Raw genomic sequence first — 21,856 nt, 5'->3', positions numbered from 1 at the left:
CTAAATACCATTAATTAACATTAAATTAAATAACATACTATGTTAACATTTATTCTTATTGCAGTAGCAGTGATACTAGTTACAATTGGCTTGGTTAAGTTAATTGACAAATTTATTCCATCTAAGTTTAAACCTGTTTTAAACATAGTACTTTGGCTTTTAATTGCCTTTTTAGGTTACCAAACCTACAATTCTATTTACGAACCAATACAATTTAACAAAACAAAGAATAAGCGTTATGCTCAAGTTATTAAGAGTTTAGTTGATATTAGAGACTCTCAACTTGCTCATAGACAAGTTACAGGTAAATTCGCAGATAACTTTGATAACCTAGTAAAATTTATTGATACAGCACAATATACCATTACTCAACGTCGTGATTCTACAATTATTGATGAAGAATTAACTAAAAGATACGGTGTAGATACAACAAAAGAAATCGTTATTATAGATACATTAGGTTATGTTTCTGTAAAAGATTCTTTATTTAAAACCTCTACACGTTATAAAACTATGATGAATGTACCTGTAGGAGAAGAAGGTGCTAAGTTTCAGTTAAAAGCAGGGTTTTTAGAACAAAACAATATTAAAATACCTGTATTTGAAGCTTCTGTTAAAAAAGATGTTATTCTTTCAGACCAAAATAAAGACCTTCTTATACAAGAAAATCAAGTTGTATCGGTTGACGGTGTTAACGGTGATGCGTTAAAGGTAGGTTCTATGGATGAAGTTAAAACCAACGGAAACTGGCCAAAAACATATGGCGATAACGAATAAAAATTCTAACAAACTAACTAATCTAGAATTGTCCATTCAAATAAGTTTGAGTGGACTTTCTTTTTGTACACTAAACCGAAATTCTAACACCATAACTTTTTTAAAGGAAATAGATTTTGATAAAAGACTTAACCCGTTAGAAGTTTTAGATGTTTTAAAAGAGCAATTTAGTACTGAGGATGAATTAAATAATAACTTTGAAAAAGTATGTATAATTCATGATAACGATTTATCTGCATTAGTTCCTAGCCCCTTATTCAATGAAGATAATTTAGCTGATTATTTAAAATTCAACTCTAAAATACTTAAGTCAGATTTCATTACGTATGACTCTATTCCTATAAACGATAGCGTAAATGTGTATGTACCATACATAAACATCAATAATTTTATTTACGACAAATTTGGAGCTTTTACTTTCAAGCATGTTTCAACTATTTTAATTGAAACTATCTTGCAAACTGAAAAAAATGCAGATACAGCAAAAGTATATGTAAATGTAAATAACAGTCATTTTGAAATTATTGCTATAGAGCATGCAAAACTATTGCTGTACAACACATTTCAATACAATACAAAAGAAGATTTTATTTACTATATTCTTTTTGCTTTAGAACAGCTAAATTTAAATCCTGAAACACTCGATTTACTTTTTATAGGAGATATTGAAAAAGATAATTCGCTTTACAAAATAGCATACAAATATATTAGAAATATAAGTTTTGGAGCTAGACAAGACTCATACGAATACTTACCTGAATCTAAGAGTAAACATTCAAATTACACTTTAATAAAAAGTTTTTAATGCGCATAATATCAGGAATATATAAAAGCAGAAAAATTATAGCGCCAAAAAACTTACCTGTGCGCCCTACCACAGATATGGCAAAAGAATCGTTGTTTAATATTATTAACAACCTTTACTATTTTGATGAAGTTTCTGTATTAGATTTATTTGCCGGTACAGGAAACATAAGTTATGAATTTGCCTCAAGAGGTACAGAGCAAATTACATCTGTTGACCAGGACTTTGGTTGTATTAAATTTATAAACCAAACAGCTGAGGCATTTGATATGCCTATTCAAACTATAAAGAGTGATGTGTTTAAGTTTTTAGAAAAATCCGCCCTACAAGCTAATATCATTTTTGCAGATCCACCTTATAATTTTTCTGATGATCAATTTGCAAAAATTCCAGAATTAGTTTTTAAAAACAATATTTTATTAGAAGATGGTATTCTAATAGTAGAACACTCAAAACACACAGATTTATCTAATCTAGAAAATTTTAGTTATTCAAAAAGTTATGGTGGGAACATGTTCAGTTTTTTTGAAGCCACCTAATTTTATTTTTATAATTCCTTTTTTTTCAATACATTAGACTCCTCCTTAAGAGTCCCAAGACTCTATACATACTTTTCTCTTAACAATAAAAAGCTATCCTTTTTCTTGAATTTTGGTTATGGTTTTAACTAATACTAACTAAAAACCAAAATGCTTATGACTACTTTTTTCTCTCTCTGATTAAAACAATGCTATTATCTGAGTTAAAATCAAATCGTATTTAGCTCTAAAACAAAATTATTACTAACCAAAATTATATTAATTATGAAAACCATTAAATCAACACTTTTATTGGCATGTGTTTTATGCTTATTTATTAATTATTCGCATGCACAACAAATGTATCAAATCCATCAAGACAATGTTCTACCCTCAAAAATCATGGAATATGAAGCTATTGCAAAAAAATTTAACGATGCTTCTAAAGAGCACAATGTGCAAGCATCTTGGTTTACAGCTACTACTAATGATATGAAGTATTTCTACATTACACCAATAGAAAACTATGCAGAATTAGATGAGCGTCCGTTTGCAGATATGGCAGAAGCCATGGGAGAAAAATTTGGACAAATGTTTGAAGAATTTGATAAATGCTATAACTCTCATTCCACATATACTATAACTTTAGTAAACGATTTAAGCTATATGCCAGAAGAAGATTCTGCAGCTTTAGAAGGACAAAATTATCGTAAATGGTTTTACATATACTTTACACCTAGTAATGCTACTAAAGTAAGAGAAGGTATGAAAGCTATACTAGAACTTTATAAAACCAAAGGCTCTAAAGAATACTATCGCGTGTATAGAAACGGATTTGGAACTGCTGAAGATTACTATTTAGTTTCCGTTTCAGCAAAAGATGAAATAGACGGCGCTACAAAAGCAAAAGCCAATCAAGAGGTTTTAGGGCCAGATCGTTGGGATACTTTTAAAAAGGTTATGGATTACGCTACTAGATTTGAGGAATACTCTGGAGAAATGCGACCAGATTTAGCATATTCACCAAAATAAAATTAGTATTAACCAACCTTTTTTAACCAAAAACCCTCCTTTAAAATTTAAAGAAGGGTTTTTTTATGGTAAAGTATATCTATAAGCCGAATTCTGTTCATCCTATACTTATTTCAGGAAATCCTGAAAAAGAACTGGAATACCTTATCATTTATCTGAGTGCATTGTTACCAATACACTTTAGCTGCCTACCCTCCAACATCAAGCGTGCAGCCTTCAAACGTTGGTTTACATGACATTGCACCACATAGAGTTTACCTGATTTCACTACAGCCTTACCTGTACATACTTTCTGTTGCACTTTTCCTAGCCTCACGGCTGGTGGTTATTAACCACTATGTTGCACTTTGGTGTTCGGACTTTCCTCCCTTAGTGCTGAACTTGTTTCAGTACCTTTCTAAAATTAACTTAAAAGTCAAAAAGAATAAGATATTGAAACGAGTTCAACATTTAGAGCGATAAGGCGATTTACTTGGGTGCAAAATTACAATAAACTAAAACTATAATCTAAAAATTTTTTAAATAGAAAGTTGATTTGTTTTTTTGAGGTTCGTTTAACGGTTTTATATGGTTAGTTGCGTGGTTTAGCACGAAACTTTGTAAGTACACACCAAACTGAAAATCCGTGAGGATTTTCAGAAGTAGATAAGAACAAGCTATTACTTATAGCCATTGTTGGCATTCGTTATTTCAACTTCTTTTAATTAGAGCAATTACCATCATTTATATTTTGTAATGTTGGGTTATAGGCATTATTGTGTACATTATATTCTCCATCTATATTATCGTTTTGAACAATATTTTGCAAACCACAAAGATCTGTAAGTGTACTGTTATGCCAGATGTTTACATCTCCAAAAGTTCTATTTAAATTGTTAAGATCATCTAAATTAGTTAAATTACTATAACCAATAGTCAAGCTACCTTTAATTAAAGTAATATTGCTTAATGGTGAGAAATCATTTAAGCTCGGATTATTGAGTATGTATAATTGGCCTAACGTATTACTATCCGAACTATTAATTAAATCTATATTACTTAGTATTTCATTTTCTCTAATATAAACTGAAAAAAGGTCTAATTGACTTAATCCATCTATGTCTACTAATTTGTCGTTGTTTGTAATTTCAACATTAACATTGTTGATACCATTTGTCATATTTGAAAAAGCATCTAGAGTTGTTATTTCAGGATTATCAACAATATTGATATAACTTAAGAGTTTATTTATACTTGAAAAACCACTCAAATCATACAATAACGTATTATCAACAATGGCAATCGCATTAAGATCATTAGATATATTTTGCAATCCATGTGTCGTTTCTAAGTCGAAATTATGAGAAACAAATAGAGAGCCAGTTACTGTAACTAAAGTTTGTAAACCACCTAAATCAGTAATATCAGACATAATGTCTTCTGTTCCAATAATTAGCCAATCGGTTATTTCAGTATAATGGTTGGATACAAAATCATCAACCTCTTGTTGAGTTCTTAAAATTACTCGGCCATCATATATATTAGATACTACAGTTGTGAAACTGAAATTGGAGTCAGTAAATAAATCGCCATTATAAGCTCTTACATAACCACTGTAAGTTGTATTTGCTTCTAAATTCGGTATATATAATTCTAAATCAGTTAAATTAGATGAGATCATTTGGTTTCCAACAAAAACACTATATGTAATAGGTGAGTTATTAGACGTTGAGGAACTAGTCCATTTGATAGTTGTAGAAACATGTCCTAAATGCTTTACAGATGTAACAAAATTTGAAGGAAGAACTTCATTACTATTATTTTCTAGAGTAGTGAATATAAAATTAGAAGATTCTATAATAACAGAATCTTCTATAGCTTCAATTTTTCCAGTGTAATTTGTGTTCTCAGATAGATTAATGAAAGAATAGCTTAAATCTGAAATGAGTTCTGCGACTAAAGATTCGTTCAAATAAACATTATAAAAGACTTCACTGTTACCAGTTATTGAATTCCATGAGACAGTTGCTGAGTTATAGTTTAATTCGGTTGTATCCACAGTTAAACTTGAAGAGTTTGTAGAATCATTATTTTCACTATCGCATGATACCAAAATGACTAAAACAATTAATAACTTAAACAATAATGTGTTTTTCATAAATTTAATTTTTGAGTTTGTTCTTAATGAATGCCAATGCAAAGATAAAGTTCCGTTTCAATGAGCTTTATCGATTGTTAAACGAAGTTAGCTGAAAATTTTTACAAAGTCAAAAAAACCTAATCTTAACTAAAGTTTATTTTGTTAATAACTCGTTTTAAATTCTGAATACAAAATTCTAAATTCTAAATTGAATTTTTAACTTTGTTAACTCAAGATTTTTCAATGGAACACTTTGTAGTATCGGCTAGAAAATACAGACCACAAACGTTTAAAGACGTTGTGGGTCAACAGGCTATTACAAATACGTTATTAAATGCCATTGAAAACAACCATTTAGCACAAGCTTTATTATTTACAGGTCCTCGTGGTGTTGGTAAAACAACATGTGCCCGTATTTTAGCTAAAATGATTAACAGTGATGGCTCAGAAACTGGTGATGAAGATTTTGCTTTTAATATTTTTGAACTGGATGCGGCTTCTAACAATTCTGTTGACGATATTAGAAGTTTAACAGACCAAGTTAGAATACCACCACAGGTTGGAAAATACAAAGTGTATATTATTGATGAGGTACACATGCTATCTCAAGCCGCTTTTAATGCGTTTTTGAAGACTTTAGAAGAGCCGCCAAAGCATTGTATTTTCATTTTAGCAACCACAGAGAAGCATAAAATTATTCCAACCATCTTATCGCGTTGTCAAATTTTTGATTTTAAACGCATTACCGTTAAAGATGCAAAAGAATATTTAAAATATATTGCTGAAGAACAAGGTGTAAAAGCAGAAGATGATGCGTTACATATTATTGCGCAAAAAGCAGATGGTGCTATGCGTGATGCATTGTCTATTTTTGACCGTGTAGTTAGTTTTTCTGGTAAAAACTTAACCAGACAAGCAGTAACCGAAAATTTAAATGTTCTTGATTACGAAACCTATTTTAAGAGTACAGATTTAATTTTAGAAAATAAGATTCCAGAATTATTAATTCAGTTTAATAATACACTCTCAAAAGGATTTGACGGTCATCATTACATCGCAGGTTTAGCATCACATTTTAGAGATTTATTGGTAAGTAAAACTCCCGAAACCATAGAACTGCTAGAAGTTGGTGATCAAACCAAAGAAAAATACTTAAAACAAGCTAAAAAGACCTCACAGGAGTTTTTAATGCAAGGTATCAATCTCGCTAACGATTGCGACCTAAAATATAAAACAAGTAAAAACCAACGCTTACTTGTAGAATTATGCCTTATGCAACTTGCCTCTATCACTTTTGATGGAGAAAAAAAAAATAGCAAACACTACATAATTCCAGCATCTTACTTTAAAAACAAGGGCATTACGCCTATTCCTGTAAATGTTCCAAAGCCACAAGCGAAAAAAGAAGTTGAAGACGTTTCAAAAGAAAAAGAGGAACCAATAACAACTTCAAATACAGCATCAATAGAAGCGTTTCAGGTTAAAGAACCTCCAAAAATTGTTTTAAAACAAGAAAGTAAAAGAACTTCAGGTTTATCTCTAAGTAGTATTAAAGCAAAAAAAGAGCATCTTATCAAACAGATGGATGTTGTTATAAACGAAGAAGATTTACCTAAAGATGCGTTTACAGAAAAAGAACTTATAACAGTTTGGAATAATTATATTGAAGAATTGAGGCAAAAAGGTAAGCATAATCTAGCTTCTATTTTAGCAATTGATACGCCTAAAGTTACAGGCACAACTATTAATTTAGAGTTTCCGAATGAAACAAATAAAGTTGAAGTTGAACGACAACAATACAACCTTCTGGGATATATTAGAAAAGCTTTAAATAATTTTGATATAGGTTTATCTATAACCGTTAATGAGGTTATGGAGAAACAATATGCTTATACACCTTTAGAAAAATTTGAAAAATTAAAAGAGAAAAATCCCAATATTGATGTTTTAAAAAAAACTTTCGATTTAGATGTTTAAAAATCTACATATCAATAAGTTAATTGTTTTATTTTTACTAGCCATAGCGTTTATTAGTTGTGATGGTAGAAATAGAATACACAAAACAAATGCTGAAGTTTTAAACGAGAATAATCTTCTGGATTCTTTTAGTGAAAAACTAGTTTTTATACCCGAACAACCCGTTCAAATTATAACGGATACTATTTTGAGTAATGGTTTTCAAGTAAAGCTAAATTACAGTTCACTTGAAAATGATATCATTTTAAAAACAATAAAGAAAGAAAACGATACCATAACAAAAATTCATTATAAGAATTTCAAAGCTAAACTAGAGGTTTTCAAAAATGGAAAAGCTATCAATAAAAGTACTATTGATAAAAATCTTTTTCAAGAATTTGAAAATAATGACTTTTGGAACAAAGCCATAATGCAATTTATTTGGATAGATTATAATACATCAACAAAAAACACATTGTATCTAAATACATCTTTTAATATACCAGATACAGATATTTACAGGGATTTTATTTTAAAAATAGATAACCTTGGAAACATATACATAGAAGAGAAATATCCTTCTGAAAAAATAATATAATCATGCTTGGACTTAAATTACCAACAGACCCACGTTGGGTTAACATAGTTGAAAAAAATATTGAAGAAATACTAACAGACCATGCCTTTTGTGAGCAAAAAGCAACAAGCACAGCTATTTCATTAATAGTTAGTTTTCCTGAGTATACTGAGCTAGTGCAGGAAATGACAGCTTTAGTAAAAGAAGAAATTAGCCATTTTAAAATGGTACACGATATAATTATTAAACGTGGTTGGACTCTTGGTCGAGATAGACGTGATGATTATGTTATTCAACTTGTGAAATTCTTCCCAAAAGGTGGTAGCAGAACAACACAATTAGTTCATAGATTGTTATATGCAGCCTTAATTGAAGCTAGGAGTTGTGAGCGTTTTAGGTTACTATCTGAAGAATTAGAAGATAAAGAACTGGCTATATTTTATAAAAACTTAATGGTAAGTGAAGCCAACCATTATACCATGTTTTTAGGTTTTGCTCGTAAATATGGTGATAGAAAAGAAGTTGACGAAAAATGGCAACAACTTTTAGAATATGAAGCTGAAATTATGCGTAATTTAAGTAAGAGCGAAACTATACACGGTTAAAACTTATAACCAACACCTATTTGTATATTAGTATTTTTAGCTGTTACGCCTGTTTTTTCATCAAAAACATTTCTAAACCCATAGGTATATCTAGCATCAACAAATATGGCGTAGTTAACTTTATACTCTACTCCGGCTACTCCAGAATAGGCAAAGTTTGCCATACCATCTTCGTATTTATGAACTTTTAATCCTACTTGAGGTCCAAAACCAGCGTGAAATTTTTCGCTAAATCTAAATCTTAAAAGTATAGGAGCTTGTATGTAATCTAAATTAAGTGGTTCTGCATTTGCGCCTTCAGCAGAAAATTGTATTTCAGGTACTAATGATATGGTTTTTGATAAACCAATATTTGCAAAAAAACCAATATAAATACTGTTTCTATGCTTATTTTCTGAAATAGGCGATCCATCAATATCTAAGTTTGATATATTATAACCACCTCTAACACCATACTTTACACCTTGAAATGAATGTTCTTCAGGCTTTTCTTGAACTGATTCTTTCTTTTCTTCTATTTCTTTAGTGTCTTTCTCTTTATCTTGAGAAAAACTGTAATTAGAAAAACAAAGTAGAATTGTTAGTAGTAAAAATTTTTTCATAAATAATAGCTTTGGGATATAATTTATAGCAATTATATGCACACGAATATATATTATAAATATAAAATTAAACAACTATAAAAGGTAAAGTGCATAATTTTACTGTGTATTGCTAGAAACAGTATCGTAATAGATGCTTTTAATAATACCATCAGCAAGCCCTATTTTTGGTACATAAATGTTTTTTGCACCACCCCATTTCATTGCAGAAAGGTAAATACGCATAGCGGGAATAATTACATCTGCTCTATCTTGATTTAAATCTAACTCTGTAATACGTTCTTCGTAAGAATAGGTTTGAAGCATATTATAATACGATGTCATATAAAAATATGTAAGTGGCTTACCTAAAGCTTTTCCAGAGATTTTGAATATTTTGTTGATGTTTCCTCCAGACCCCAAAACATCTATTTTTTCATAGTCTTTTACATTATCTTTAATCCACATTTCCAACTCCTGCCACGCTTCTTTTTTAACCATATCATTTAACAACCTTACAGTTCCTATTTTAAAAGATCTGGATGTTACTTGGTTACCTTGGTCTATTATAGTAAATTCTGTACTACCACCACCTACATCTACATATAAATAGGTTTTGTTGTTATCTATAAATTTATTTAAATCTGTTGCAGCAATTATAGCTGCTTCTTCTTCACCTCCAATAACATCAATACTTATTCCTGAATGCTCTAAAACTAAATCAACTATTTTTTTTCCGTTATCAGACTCTCGCATTGCAGATGTAGCACAAGCTTTGTATTTAACAACTTTATGCGATTTCATTAATAATTTAAAAGCAAGCATAGTATCTAACATACGTTGCGTGTTTTCTTTAGATATTTTGTTTTTTAAGAATACATCTGCTCCTAATCGAATAGGAACACGAACCAAAGAGTTTTTTTTAAATTGAACAGGTCTACCTTTTTGTTCTATAATATTTGATATGAGTAATCTTACAGCATTTGAACCAATATCTATGGCAGCATATTTTTTTATTGAAAGCATACTAATTTTCTAATTTTTTAACATAATAATCATACATAGCAAACTGGGACCTTACTTTTTCGTTATCATTTACTCTATATTCATTTTCTTGTGAACCATTTAATAACCTTGCTTTAACGTTATCATTCCAGCTAATATTGAAGGTATCTATAATCTCTTTCTTAATATCTTCATCATAAATAGGGCAACTTACTTCTACTCTATTCTCTATATTTCTTGTCATCCAATCTGCTGAAGAAATATATAATTTAGCATCTTCATCTTTACCAAAAATATATACTCTTGGGTGTTCTAAAAATTTATCAACTATACTAATAGCTTCAATATTTTCGCTCATGTCTTTAACACCTGGGATTAAACAGCAAATACCTCTAATTATCATTTGAATTTTAACTCCTGCTCTACTAGCTTGATAAAGTTTATCAACCATTGCATAACTAGAAATACTGTTCATTTTAAGCCTAATTAGCCCTTCTTTACCATTTTTAACCTTCTCAATTTCGTTATCTATTAATCTGAAAACTGCTTTTTGAGTATAATGTGGTGAAACAATTAAATGCTTGTATCTGTAAATTTTATAATTGGCATCAAAAAAGTTGAAAATTTTATTTACATCCTTCAGAATTTTTTGATTAGAAGTAAATAACGTATAATCTGTATATATTTTTGCAGTAGATTCGTTAAAATTACCTGTACTTATAAATCCATAACGTTTAGTTTTCCTACCCTCTAAACGCTCTATAACACACATTTTACTATGTACTTTAAGTCCAGCAACTCCAAAAATAAGGTTAATACCTTCTTCTTCCATTTGTTGTGCATAATCTATATTGGCTTGCTCGTCAAATCTGGCGCGAAGTTCTATAGAAACTGTAACAGCTTTACCATTAATTGCTGCATTAATTAATGAACTTGCTATGTGAGATATTTCGGCTAAACGATAAATGGTAATTTTTATAGTTTTTACTTCTGGATCTAAAGCTGCTTCTCGTAAAAACTTAACCACATATGAAAATGTTTGATAAGGTGCGTGAAGTAAATAATCTTTTTCAGAAATAGCTTCGAAAATACTATCCTGAAGACTTAATCCTTTAATTGGCAAAGCTTCAATTTTATCATACAAAAGATCTGTTCTTCCTAAACTTGGAAAACCCATGTAGTCTCTCCTGTTATGATAACGACCACCAGGAATGATGCTATCTGTATCATCAATTCCCATTTTAGACATTAAATAATTAAGCGTGTCTTTATCAATTGTTTTATCGTAAACAAATCTTACAGGTTCACCTATTTGCCTATGTTTTACACTATCGGATATTTTTTCTATGAAACTTTTACTTAAATCACTTTCAAAATCTAACTCACCATCTCGAGTTATTTTTATCATATGAGCAGATATGGACTTATAGTCGAAAATATTAAAGATATCACTCAAACAATGGCGCAATAAATCGTCTATCATAATGATATAACTCTTTTCGCCTTGTTTGGGTAATTCAACAAACCTATCAATTGCTCTAGGTATCTCTATTAATGCAAATTGCTTGTCGTTATCAGGCATTAGCATTTTAACTGCTAAATAGGCTGCACTATCTTTTAAGTTTGGAAGCACCACAGAATCGTTAAGAATAATAGTTACTAAAGCAGGACTTATGGTTCTTAAAAAATAGTTTTTTATAAAATCATGCTGAGTTTCATCTATATGATTTTCATTAATTACATAGATATTTTCATCTTCAAGTCTTTTATGAATAGTTTTTAAAATTTTAAGACTTTCTGTTTGCTGTTCAATTACAATTTGGGTGATAATTTCAAGTAATTCTTTGGCTCTAATACCACCAAGTTCACTTTTCCCACCTTTTCCAGCTTCCACAATACGTTTTACCGTAGCATATCTAACTTTAAAAAATTCATCTAAGTTATTAGAGAAAATCCCTAAAAAACGTAAACGCTCAATTAATGGAACTGTCTCATCTGAAGCCTCTTGTAAAACTCGAGCATTAAACTGAAGCCAACTTATTTCTCTATTTACATAACTATTTTTAGTAGTTTCTTTCGTCATTAAGATTTTTTTAAATTTTAATATATGAACAAATATATTCTATTTGATCTTAATTTTAAGATAAAAAAATGATATGAAATTGCTAAGTTTAAAAACTTAATGAATTTTAATGAAAGCATCAAACTTTTAAAACAATTGATAGTTTTTTTACTATAATATTACTTTAAATCTCTTGGAAACAAAGTTTTTGTAGTTTTTCCTTTTTTTAAGTCTTTCCAGTTATCAATATCAAATTCTATAATTGTAACACCAGAAGTAGGCACATTATCAATTGATATACTACCGTGAGTATTTACAAAACCTGTAATGGCATGGTTATGACCAAAAACCATAAGGTTATTTACTGAATTGTCACAAGATTTAATGACTCTAAGTAAATCATTACCTGCAAAATCATATAAATCATGATTTAAACTAAAAATAGTCTTATCAATATTTAAATTGGCTACAAAAATGTCAGCTGTGGTTTTTGCCCGCATAGCATCACTGGACAAAACCATATCGATTTTTAGGTCATTTTTACTTATTTTTTTTGAAACTAAATTAGCATCATTTACCCCTCTTTTGTTTAAAGGTCTTTCATGGTCAATAACATCGTGTTCCCATGACGATTTTGCGTGTCTTACTAGAATTAATTTTTTCATATTAATCGACAAAATGCAATTTTTATCGACAAAAAGTTGTTTTATTCGATAAAAAGCATATTATTTGTTATACAAATTTAGGAAAAATATAAATAAAATATTAAAAATTAAGGAATTATAAGCATGTCGCTAAGTAACATTTTATAACGATTAAAAGTTTGTAAATAGCTTTTAATCGAATATATGAGTGATTTACCATGTATTTTTGAACAAATGATATCATATGTTTTTTTTTGCTATACCTACAAAATCTAGAATTTATGAACCCGAATCAAAAAATAATATTTAATTGCAGCTTTACAGCACAATTTTTATCCCTCCTGTTTTTTCCCTCAAAAAACTGTTTAAATATAATACGAACTAAAAATTTGAATGATTCTTGTTGTGTTAATTAATATTGATACACCTGTTTTTGTACTTATATAGTTTTATAAAAAACTTAATTTTATTTAAAATGAAAAATAAATCAACTTTAGTATTGATAAAATTAATTTTTACATTCTGCATTTATTTGTTTTCTTCAGATCAAATAGTCGCTCAAGATGCTGATATTTTGGAGTTGAATAGCATTAGCAACATTCAAGCTAAAAGCTCTATTGCTAAAAAAAATAATAGAATAGATTTTTATAACCTTATACATAATCTACACCCTACAATATACATAGATAACAATACTATTAAAAAAATCTATGGTAATAATCCTATCAAAAAAATTACCATAGAAAACTCTCAATCATATAGTATTCTTAATAGCAAAAATAATAATTACAAGAGTGTAGAACTTATAACACTAAAATTGGAATCTATTAGTGATTTAAATAATCCAATTGATTTATCAAATATCTCAGAATTTGAAAATTTAAAATATGTTTATGTTAAATGTTATTTTAAACACACAGCTGACGATATTAAAAAATTTATTAAAACAAATTCTAACGTGAGAGTTTTTCATATTTATGCGAAGCCATCATAACAAGAAATAAATCCATTATAAAGATTTAAGAAATGAAAAAACTATACACTAAGGTAGCATTAAGAGACAAAAGCTCTATTAAATTATTGCTATTTATTACTTTGGTTATTTCAACCACTTTTTTTAGTTATGGTCAAGTTGTTTTTAGCCCAAGAACATCTGATGCAACACCAACTAGAGAAGTTTATAGTGTCAAGGGTGATTTTTCTATGATAGGAAATACAAACCTTACCTTAGTAAACTATAGTAATACTGCAGATAATGATGATGATATGCAGTTTGTTGATGTAGATGGAATAGCTTCTACTTTTAACTCATCATCAGCATCATTAACTTTTTCAGATGAAAATGGAGCTAAACAACAATGTTCTAATATCCTTTATGCTGGTTTATATTGGGTAGGTCGAGCAGATACCGGTGCAGATCCTAATTTAGATGGTGATAACAATCCAAATACTTTTAATGTTACTAAAGATGGTGTAACTAAATCTTTTGATAAACGTAACGTATCGATTAAAGGTGAAGGAGAAACAACTTATACAACTTTTACAGCTACACCTACTAATATTAATTACCCAACTAATGGAACTAATAGAAATATATTTGTTGGTTATGTAGAAGTTACAGATTTTGTTCGAGCTAGAGGTACAGGAGAATATACCGTTGCTGATATATCTTTGGTAGAAGGAAACGCAGATGTTACGGGATACTCTGGTGGTTGGGGAATGGTTGTAGTTTATGAAAACTCCCAGATGAATTGGAGAGATATAACTGTATTTGATGGTTATGCATATGTAGGAGCTGGTGGTCCTGCTAATACTATTAGTGCATCAGGATTTCAAGCTGTACAAAACGGAGCTGTAAATGTAAAATTGGGCATTATGGCTAGTGAAGGAGAAGTTGGATGGACTGGTGATTTTTTCCAAATTGAAAGAAGAAATACAGGGGTTTTTGAACCATTATCTCACAGTACAAATACTCCAACAAACTTTTTTAACTCTTCTATTTTAACAGATAATGATGGTGATGGTAATAATGATCCTAGAAACCCTCAAATACAAAATAACACAGGTGTAGATATTGTTACTTTTAATATTGATAATGGAAATGATAATGCAATCACCATTGATGATAATGAACTTATCAATAACAATCAAACATCAACAACATTTCGTTATGGTACAGTAAATGATTCCTATGTGATATTTAATGTAACATTTGCTGTTGATGCCTATGTACCAGAGTCTACAGGTGTTTTAACAAATACAAATATTAGCTCTGGTGGTTCTACTTTAGAGCCAGGAGATAATTCTGATTACACAATTGATATTGTGAATACAGGAACAGAAGAAATAAACAATACAGTAATCACCATTCCTATTCCTGATACTGTAAACTCAACTGATTTAAATATTACGCATACTGTTAATCCAGCATATGCATCAACAGTTAGTGATTCAGCCCCTGTAATTGTTCCCCCAACCGCTGGAAACAATGGCTTTATTGTTTGGAATTTAGGAACACTTCCTATACCAAATAACCCTGCTCATATTATAGCAACTATTGGTTTTAGACTTACTGTAACAACAGATTGTTCTATGCTAAATGATCCATTGTTTAATCCTGTTGTATCTCTTGAAGGTACTATAAGTGGTACTGGAGCAACATCTGGAATAGATTTCAATGAAGATTTAATTCAAGGTTACCAAACTACTGGACCTTGTAGAGGGGAACCAATTCCTGTTCCTAATAATATTCCTATTGATTATTTAGACTATATCAACGAGCCTCCAACAGCAAGTGATCCGTCACCAATAAATATAGAATGTATTGCTGATTTACCAGTACCAGATGTTGAAGTTGTAACAGATGAAGCAGATAACTCTGGTATTCCTCCTATTGTAGCTTTTGTATCTGACTCATCAGACAACAATTGCCCTGAAACAATTACAAGAACATATAGTGTCACAGATGATTGTAATAATTCAATTAATGTACAGCAAACCATAACAATATCTTCTGCTACTGCTCCTGTTGTTCCGGCTAACGATGCTAGCACTGTAGAATGTTTAGCGAGTGCTACACAACCTACAGCTCCGGTAGTAAACGATGTTTGTGGTAATGTTATTACTCCAGTAATCACTGAAAATGCTGACCCCACTTGTGAAGGCGATAAAATATATACATTTACTTATACTGATTGTGCTGGAAATAGCTCAGTATATACCTACACTTATACTATCGATGTGGTAACTGCTCCTGTTGTTCCTGCAAATGATAGTAGCACTGTAGAATGTTTAGCAAGTGCTACACAACCTACAGCTCCGGTAGTAAACGATGTATGTGGTAATGCTATTACTCCGGTAATCACTGAGAATACTGATCCTACTTGTGAAGGCGATAAAATTTATACCTTCACCTATACCGACTGTGCTGGAAATAGCTCAGTATATACCTATACCTATACTATCGATGTGGTAACAGCTCCAGTTGTTCCTGCAAATGATAGTAGCACCGTAGAATGTTTAGCTGATGCTACACAACCTACAGCTCCGGTAGTAAACGATGTGTGTGGTAATGCTATTACTCCAGTAATCACTGAAAATGCTGACCCTACTTGTGAAGGCGATAAAATTTATACCTTCACCTATACCGACTGTGCTGGAAATAGCTCAGTATATACCTATACTTATACTATCGATGTGGTCACTGCTCCTGTTGTTCCTGCAAATGATAGTAGCACTGTAGAATGTTTAGCAAGTGCTACACAACCTACAGCTCCGGTAGTAAACGATGTATGTGGTAATGCTATTACTCCGGTAATCACTGAAAATGCTGATCCTACTTGTGAAGGCGATAAAATTTATACCTTCACCTATACCGACTGTGCTGGAAATAGCTCAGTATATACCTATACCTATACTATCGATTTATTAGCTTTTACTTTACCTGCTAATGGCGTTCAAACGGTTGATAATCTAGCTGAGGCTACAACGCCTACCCCGCCTACCGTTAATGATAACTGTGGTAATGAGATTACACCTACAGGACCAACGGTATCTGCAACTCCTGCATGTCAAGGTGCTATTGTTTATACCTATACCTATACTGATTGTGCGGGTAATACTGCCGATTGGACATATACCTATACTATTGAATTAGCGCCTTTTACAGTACCAGCTGATGATAGCTCTACTGTAGAATGTATTGCTAATGCTACAACACCTACACCGCCAACAGTATTTGATGCTAATGGTGATGAAATAGTACCTGTAATGACTGAAAATGTAGATCCTACTTGTGAAGGTGATAAAATTTATACCTTTACTTATACCGACTGTGCTGGAAATACTGAAGATTGGGTATACACTTATACTATCGATGTGGTAACTGCTCCTGTTGTTCCTACAAATGATAGTAGCACCGTAGAATGTTTAGCTGATGCTACACAACCTACAGCTCCGGTAGTAAACGATGTGTGTGGTAATGCTATTACTCCAGTAATCACTGAGAATGCTGATCCTACTTGTGAAGGCGATAAAATTTATACATTTACTTATACTGATTGTGCTGGAAATAGCTCAGTATATACCTATACTTATACTATCGATGTAGTGACTGCTCCAGTTGTTCCTGCAAATGATAGTAGCACTGTAGAATGTTTAGCTGATGCTACACAACCTACTGCTCCGGTAGTAAACGATGTGTGTGGTAATGCTATTACTCCGGTAATCACTGAGAATGCTGATCCTACTTGTGAAGGCGATAAAATTTATACCTTCACCTATACCGACTGTGCTGGAAATAGTTCAGTATATACCTATACTTATACTATCGATGTAGTGACTGCTCCAGTTGTTCCTGCAAATGATGGTAGCACTGTAGAATGTTTAGCGAGTGCTACACAACCTACAGCTCCGGTAGTAAACGATGTATGTGGTAATGCTATTACTCCGGTAATTACTGAGAATGCTGATCCTACTTGTGAAGGCGATAAAATTTATACCTTCACCTATACCGACTGTGCTGGAAATAGCTCAGTATATACCTATACCTATACAATCGATTTATTAGCTTTTACTTTACCTGCTAATGGCGTTCAAACGGTTGATAATCTAGCTGAGGCTACAACACCTACCCCGCCTACTGTTAATGATAACTGTGGTAATGAGATTACACCTACAGGACCAACAGTATCTGCAACTCCTGCATGTCAAGGTGCTATTGTTTATACCTATACCTATACTGATTGTGCGGGTAATACTGCCGATTGGACATATACCTATACTATTGAATTAGCGCCTTTTACAGTACCAGCTGATGATAGCTCTACTGTAGAATGTATTGCTAATGCTACAACACCTACACCGCCAACAGTATTTGATGCTAATGGTGATGAAATAGTACCTGTAATGACTGAAAATGTAGATCCTACTTGTGAAGGTGATAAAATTTATACCTTTACTTATACCGACTGTGCTGGAAATACTGAAGATTGGGTATACACTTATACTATCGATGTGGTAACTGCTCCTGTTGTTCCTACAAATGATAGTAGCACCGTAGAATGTTTAGCTGATGCTACACAACCTACAGCTCCGGTAGTAAACGATGTGTGTGGTAATGCTATTACTCCAGTAATCACTGAGAATGCTGATCCTACTTGTGAAGGCGATAAAATTTATACATTTACTTATACTGATTGTGCTGGAAATAGCTCAGTATATACCTATACTTATACTATCGATGTAGTGACTGCTCCAGTTGTTCCTGCAAATGATAGTAGCACTGTAGAATGTTTAGCTGATGCTACACAACCTACAGCTCCGGTAGTAAACGATGTGTGTGGTAATGCTATTACTCCGGTAATCACTGAGAATGCTGATCCTACTTGTGAAGGCGATAAAATTTATACCTTCACCTATACCGACTGTGCTGGAAATAGCTCAGTATATACCTATACTTATACTATCGATGTAGTGACTGCTCCAGTTGTTCCTGCAAATGATAGTAGCACTGTAGAATGTTTAGCTGATGCTACACAACCTACAGCTCCGGTAGTAAACGATGTATGTGGTAATGCTATTACTCCGGTAATTACTGAGAATGCTGATCCTACTTGTGAAGGCGATAAAATTTATACCTTCACCTATACCGACTGTGCTGGAAATAGCTCAGTATATACCTATACCTATACAATCGATTTATTAGCTTTTACTTTACCTGCTAATGGCGTTCAAACGGTTGATAATCTAGCTGAGGCTACAACACCTACCCCGCCTACTGTTAATGATAACTGTGGTAATGAGATTACACCTACAGGACCAACAGTATCTGCAACTCCTGCATGTCAAGGTGCTATTGTTTATACCTATACCTATACTGATTGTGCGGGTAATACTGCCGATTGGACATATACCTATACTATTGAATTAGCGCCTTTTACAGTACCAGCTGATGATAGCTCTACTGTAGAATGTATTGCTAATGCTACAACACCTACACCGCCAACAGTATTTGATGCTAATGGTGATGAAATAGTACCTGTAATGACTGAAAATGTAGATCCTACTTGTGAAGGTGATAAAATTTATACCTTTACTTATACCGACTGTGCTGGAAATACTGAAGATTGGGTATACACTTATACTATCGATGTGGTAACTGCTCCTGTTGTTCCTACAAATGATAGTAGCACCGTAGAATGTTTAGCTGATGCTACACAACCTACAGCTCCGGTAGTAAACGATGTGTGTGGTAATGCTATTACTCCAGTAATCACTGAGAATGCTGATCCTACTTGTGAAGGCGATAAAATTTATACATTTACTTATACTGATTGTGCTGGAAATAGCTCAGTATATACCTATACTTATACTATCGATGTAGTGACTGCTCCAGTTGTTCCTGCAAATGATAGTAGCACTGTAGAATGTTTAGCTGATGCTACACAACCTACAGCTCCGGTAGTAAACGATGTGTGTGGTAATGCTATTACTCCGGTAATCACTGAGAATGCTGATCCTACTTGTGAAGGCGATAAAATTTATACCTTCACCTATACCGACTGTGCTGGAAATAGCTCAGTATATACCTATACTTATACTATCGATGTAGTGACTGCTCCAGTTGTTCCTGCAAATGATAGTAGCACTGTAGAATGTTTAGCTGATGCTACACAACCTACAGCTCCGGTAGTAAACGATGTGTGTGGTAATGCTATTACTCCGGTAATCACTGAGAATGCTGATCCTACTTGTGAAGGCGATAAAATTTATACCTTCACCTATACTGATTGTGCTGGAAATAACTCAGTATATACCTATACTTATACTGTAAAAGACACCACACCTCCGGTACTTTCATTACCAAATAATGTTTCTGCTGAATGTAGTGATGATTTAACACCAATTTCTTTCGGAACAGCAACTGCAACTGATAATTGTGATCCAAATCCAATTATATCATTTAATGATGTTAGAACAGATGATGCTTGTGAGGGTACATATACTATAACTCGTACTTGGACTGCTACTGATGCATGTGGAAATATAACAACTGCAAACCAAATAATTTCAACATCTGATACTACAGCACCTGAGTTTGATCAAACTACACTTCCAGGAGATGTTGTAGTTGAATGTGATAATGTTCCTTTAGCCGATACATTAACCGCAAGTGATAATTGTGGTAATGCGATTGTTACAGTAGAAGATATTAGAACAGACGGTAATTGCGATTATAATTATACAATCACTCGTACATATACAGCAACTGATGACTGTGGATTAACAAATACACATGTGCAAACAATTACGGTACAAGATACAACACCTCCTACGTTTGTTGAAACGCTTCCTGCGACCAGTTTAGTTGTTGAATGTGATGCAATACCTACAGCTCAAGTATTAACCGCTACGGATTCTTGTGGGGCAGCAACAGTATCTGTAAGTGATACAAGAACAGATGGTACTTGTCCTAACAGCTATACTTTAGCACGTACATGGACCGCTACAGATGAGTGTGGTTTAACAACTACACATACACAAATTATAACTGTTCAAGATACTACACCACCAACATTTGACCAAACACCTCCAAGAAACACAACGGTTGAATGTGATGCTATTCCAGATGTTACAAACATAACAGCATCTGATAATTGTGGTTCTGCAACAGTAACTGTAAATGATGTAATAACTAATGGAGATTGTCCATCTAATTACTTCATCGCTCGTACTTGGATTGCTACTGATGAATGTGGATTAACAACATCGCATACTCAAATTATAACAGTTCAAGATACAACAGCTCCTGTACCTACATCAACTTATGAAGAAACTCTAGATGTTAGTTGTATAGATATTCCTGAGGCTCCTGAATTAGAGTTTGAAGATAATTGTTCATCAAACATAACCGTAGTATTTAATGAAACTAATTCTTTTGATGAAAACGTATTTGAAGATTATCAAATAATTAGAACATGGACTGTAAGAGATGAATGTAATAATGAAGAAGTTTATACTCAAATTTTAAATGTAACATTAGATGAGATATACTCTGAAATAGTTGCAGAAGATAGATGTTTTGATGAAGGTATTTTTAATCTGAATAATTTAATATCTGATACACTTAACACTAATGGAACTTGGGAACTATTAGAAGGTAATCCTGACGCAACGCTTAATGGAAGTATTTTCGACCCAACTGTTTTAGAATTAAGTGAAGATTTCCTTCCAGATGATGGTGGTATTGATTACAGATTTAGATATACTACAACAGATCAAGGTTGTATTAGCATCACAGAAGTTATAATGAATATACATGCAGATTGTGTGGTATTACCTTGTGGTGAAAATGACATTGAAATCTCTACTGCAATAACACCAAACGGAGATGGATTTAATGAATCTTTTGATATTGAAGGAATTGACTTATGTGGTTTTGTAGCCGAAGTGAAAATATTTAACCGTTGGGGAGCTCTAGTATATGAGTCTAATAACTACACATTAGGTAGTATTAAAACATCTGGTGCCAAAGGAGATTGGGATGGAACACCAAATACATCTATTGGTAATGCAGGTAAATTACCTAATGGAACTTATTACTATATAATTAAATTACAAAATAGTGGATTGAGTCCTTTAACAGGCCCTATTTACTTAGGTACCAAATAAAATA

At 32.1% G+C, this 21,856-nt stretch carries 14 protein-coding genes and 1 other RNA gene; 9 read left to right on the top strand and 6 right to left on the bottom strand.

Going from position 1 to position 21,856, the window contains the following annotated elements:
* Nucleotides 1-39 precede the first annotated feature (39 nt).
* The 4 genes from MBM09_RS09340 (at nt 40) to MBM09_RS09325 (ending at nt 3,132) form a co-directional block, all read left to right on the top strand.
* Nucleotides 40-777 (top strand): hypothetical protein, encoded by a 738-nt coding sequence (locus MBM09_RS09340; RefSeq protein ID WP_238673444.1) that lies wholly within the window; start codon nt 40-42, stop codon nt 775-777.
* A complete protein-coding gene (locus MBM09_RS09335) occupies nt 761-1,582 on the top strand; it encodes a DUF3822 family protein (RefSeq protein WP_238673443.1) in 822 nt (273 codons plus the stop codon). The genes MBM09_RS09340 and MBM09_RS09335 overlap by 17 nt, the downstream gene beginning before the upstream one ends.
* Nucleotides 1,582-2,121: a 16S rRNA (guanine(966)-N(2))-methyltransferase RsmD gene (gene rsmD, locus MBM09_RS09330; RefSeq protein WP_238673442.1), complete on the top strand. Its 540-nt coding sequence runs from the start codon at nt 1,582-1,584 to the stop codon at nt 2,119-2,121. The genes MBM09_RS09335 and rsmD overlap by 1 nt, the downstream gene beginning before the upstream one ends.
* A gap of 264 nt (nt 2,122-2,385) precedes the next feature.
* Nucleotides 2,386-3,132: a hypothetical protein gene (locus MBM09_RS09325; RefSeq protein ID WP_238673441.1), complete on the top strand. Its 747-nt coding sequence runs from the start codon at nt 2,386-2,388 to the stop codon at nt 3,130-3,132.
* 66 nt (nt 3,133-3,198) lie between these two features.
* Here the strand turns inward: MBM09_RS09325 and rnpB are convergent.
* Nucleotides 3,199-3,607: RNase P RNA component class A (rnpB, locus tag MBM09_RS09320), an RNA gene on the bottom strand.
* Nucleotides 3,608-3,832: 225 nt separating this feature from the next.
* Entirely contained in the window at nt 3,833-5,269 is a 1,437-nt protein-coding gene (locus MBM09_RS09315) for a hypothetical protein (RefSeq protein ID WP_238673440.1), read from the bottom strand.
* Nucleotides 5,270-5,494: 225 nt separating this feature from the next.
* Here MBM09_RS09315 and dnaX point away from each other — a divergent pair, with 225 nt between their 5' ends.
* The 3 genes from dnaX to MBM09_RS09300 are packed head-to-tail and all read left to right on the top strand — an operon-like array spanning nt 5,495 to nt 8,389.
* On the top strand, nt 5,495-7,228 hold the full coding sequence (gene dnaX / locus MBM09_RS09310; protein WP_238673439.1) for a DNA polymerase III subunit gamma/tau: 1,734 nt from the start codon (nt 5,495-5,497) through the stop codon (nt 7,226-7,228).
* Entirely contained in the window at nt 7,221-7,805 is a 585-nt protein-coding gene (locus tag MBM09_RS09305; protein WP_238673438.1) for a DUF4738 domain-containing protein, read from the top strand. Before dnaX ends, MBM09_RS09305 begins: the two co-directional genes overlap by 8 nt.
* Nucleotides 7,806-7,807: 2 nt before the next feature.
* Nucleotides 7,808-8,389 (top strand): tRNA-(ms[2]io[6]A)-hydroxylase, encoded by a 582-nt coding sequence (locus MBM09_RS09300; protein ID WP_238673437.1) that lies wholly within the window; start codon nt 7,808-7,810, stop codon nt 8,387-8,389.
* On the opposite strand, the gene MBM09_RS09295 is transcribed toward MBM09_RS09300, so the two are convergent.
* The 4 genes from MBM09_RS09295 to MBM09_RS09280 all read right to left on the bottom strand — a co-directional run bounded on the left by MBM09_RS09295 (nt 8,386) and on the right by MBM09_RS09280 (nt 12,702).
* Complete coding sequence (locus MBM09_RS09295; protein ID WP_238673435.1) at nt 8,386-8,991, bottom strand: porin family protein; 606 nt, start codon at nt 8,989-8,991, stop codon at nt 8,386-8,388. The two genes, MBM09_RS09300 and MBM09_RS09295, sit on opposite strands and share 4 nt — an antisense overlap.
* Nucleotides 8,992-9,090: 99 nt before the next feature.
* Nucleotides 9,091-9,996 carry a Ppx/GppA phosphatase family protein gene (locus MBM09_RS09290; RefSeq protein ID WP_238673434.1) on the bottom strand — a complete coding sequence of 302 codons (906 nt, stop codon included), beginning with the start codon at nt 9,994-9,996 and terminating at the stop codon, nt 9,091-9,093.
* 1 nt (nt 9,997) lies between these two features.
* The gene (gene ppk1, locus MBM09_RS09285) at nt 9,998-12,058 is read right to left on the bottom strand and encodes a polyphosphate kinase 1 (RefSeq protein WP_238673433.1); all 2,061 of its coding nucleotides are present in this window, start codon (nt 12,056-12,058) and stop codon (nt 9,998-10,000) included.
* A gap of 158 nt (nt 12,059-12,216) precedes the next feature.
* Nucleotides 12,217-12,702, bottom strand: a complete 486-nt coding sequence (locus tag MBM09_RS09280) for a histidine phosphatase family protein (protein ID WP_238673431.1) — start codon at nt 12,700-12,702, stop codon at nt 12,217-12,219.
* Between the two features lie 454 nt (nt 12,703-13,156).
* Here MBM09_RS09280 and MBM09_RS09275 point away from each other — a divergent pair, with 454 nt between their 5' ends.
* Together MBM09_RS09275 and MBM09_RS09270 are read left to right on the top strand one after the other, a co-directional pair.
* On the top strand, nt 13,157-13,675 hold the full coding sequence (locus MBM09_RS09275; protein ID WP_238673430.1) for a hypothetical protein: 519 nt from the start codon (nt 13,157-13,159) through the stop codon (nt 13,673-13,675).
* 32 nt (nt 13,676-13,707) lie between these two features.
* On the top strand, nt 13,708-21,852 hold the full coding sequence (locus MBM09_RS09270) for a gliding motility-associated C-terminal domain-containing protein (RefSeq protein WP_238673429.1): 8,145 nt from the start codon (nt 13,708-13,710) through the stop codon (nt 21,850-21,852).
* Nucleotides 21,853-21,856 lie beyond the last annotated feature (4 nt).

Source organism: Flaviramulus sp. BrNp1-15 (assembly GCF_022259695.1).
Taxonomy (GTDB): domain Bacteria; phylum Bacteroidota; class Bacteroidia; order Flavobacteriales; family Flavobacteriaceae; genus BrNp1-15.
This window is presented reverse-complemented; position numbering and strand designations above follow the sequence as displayed.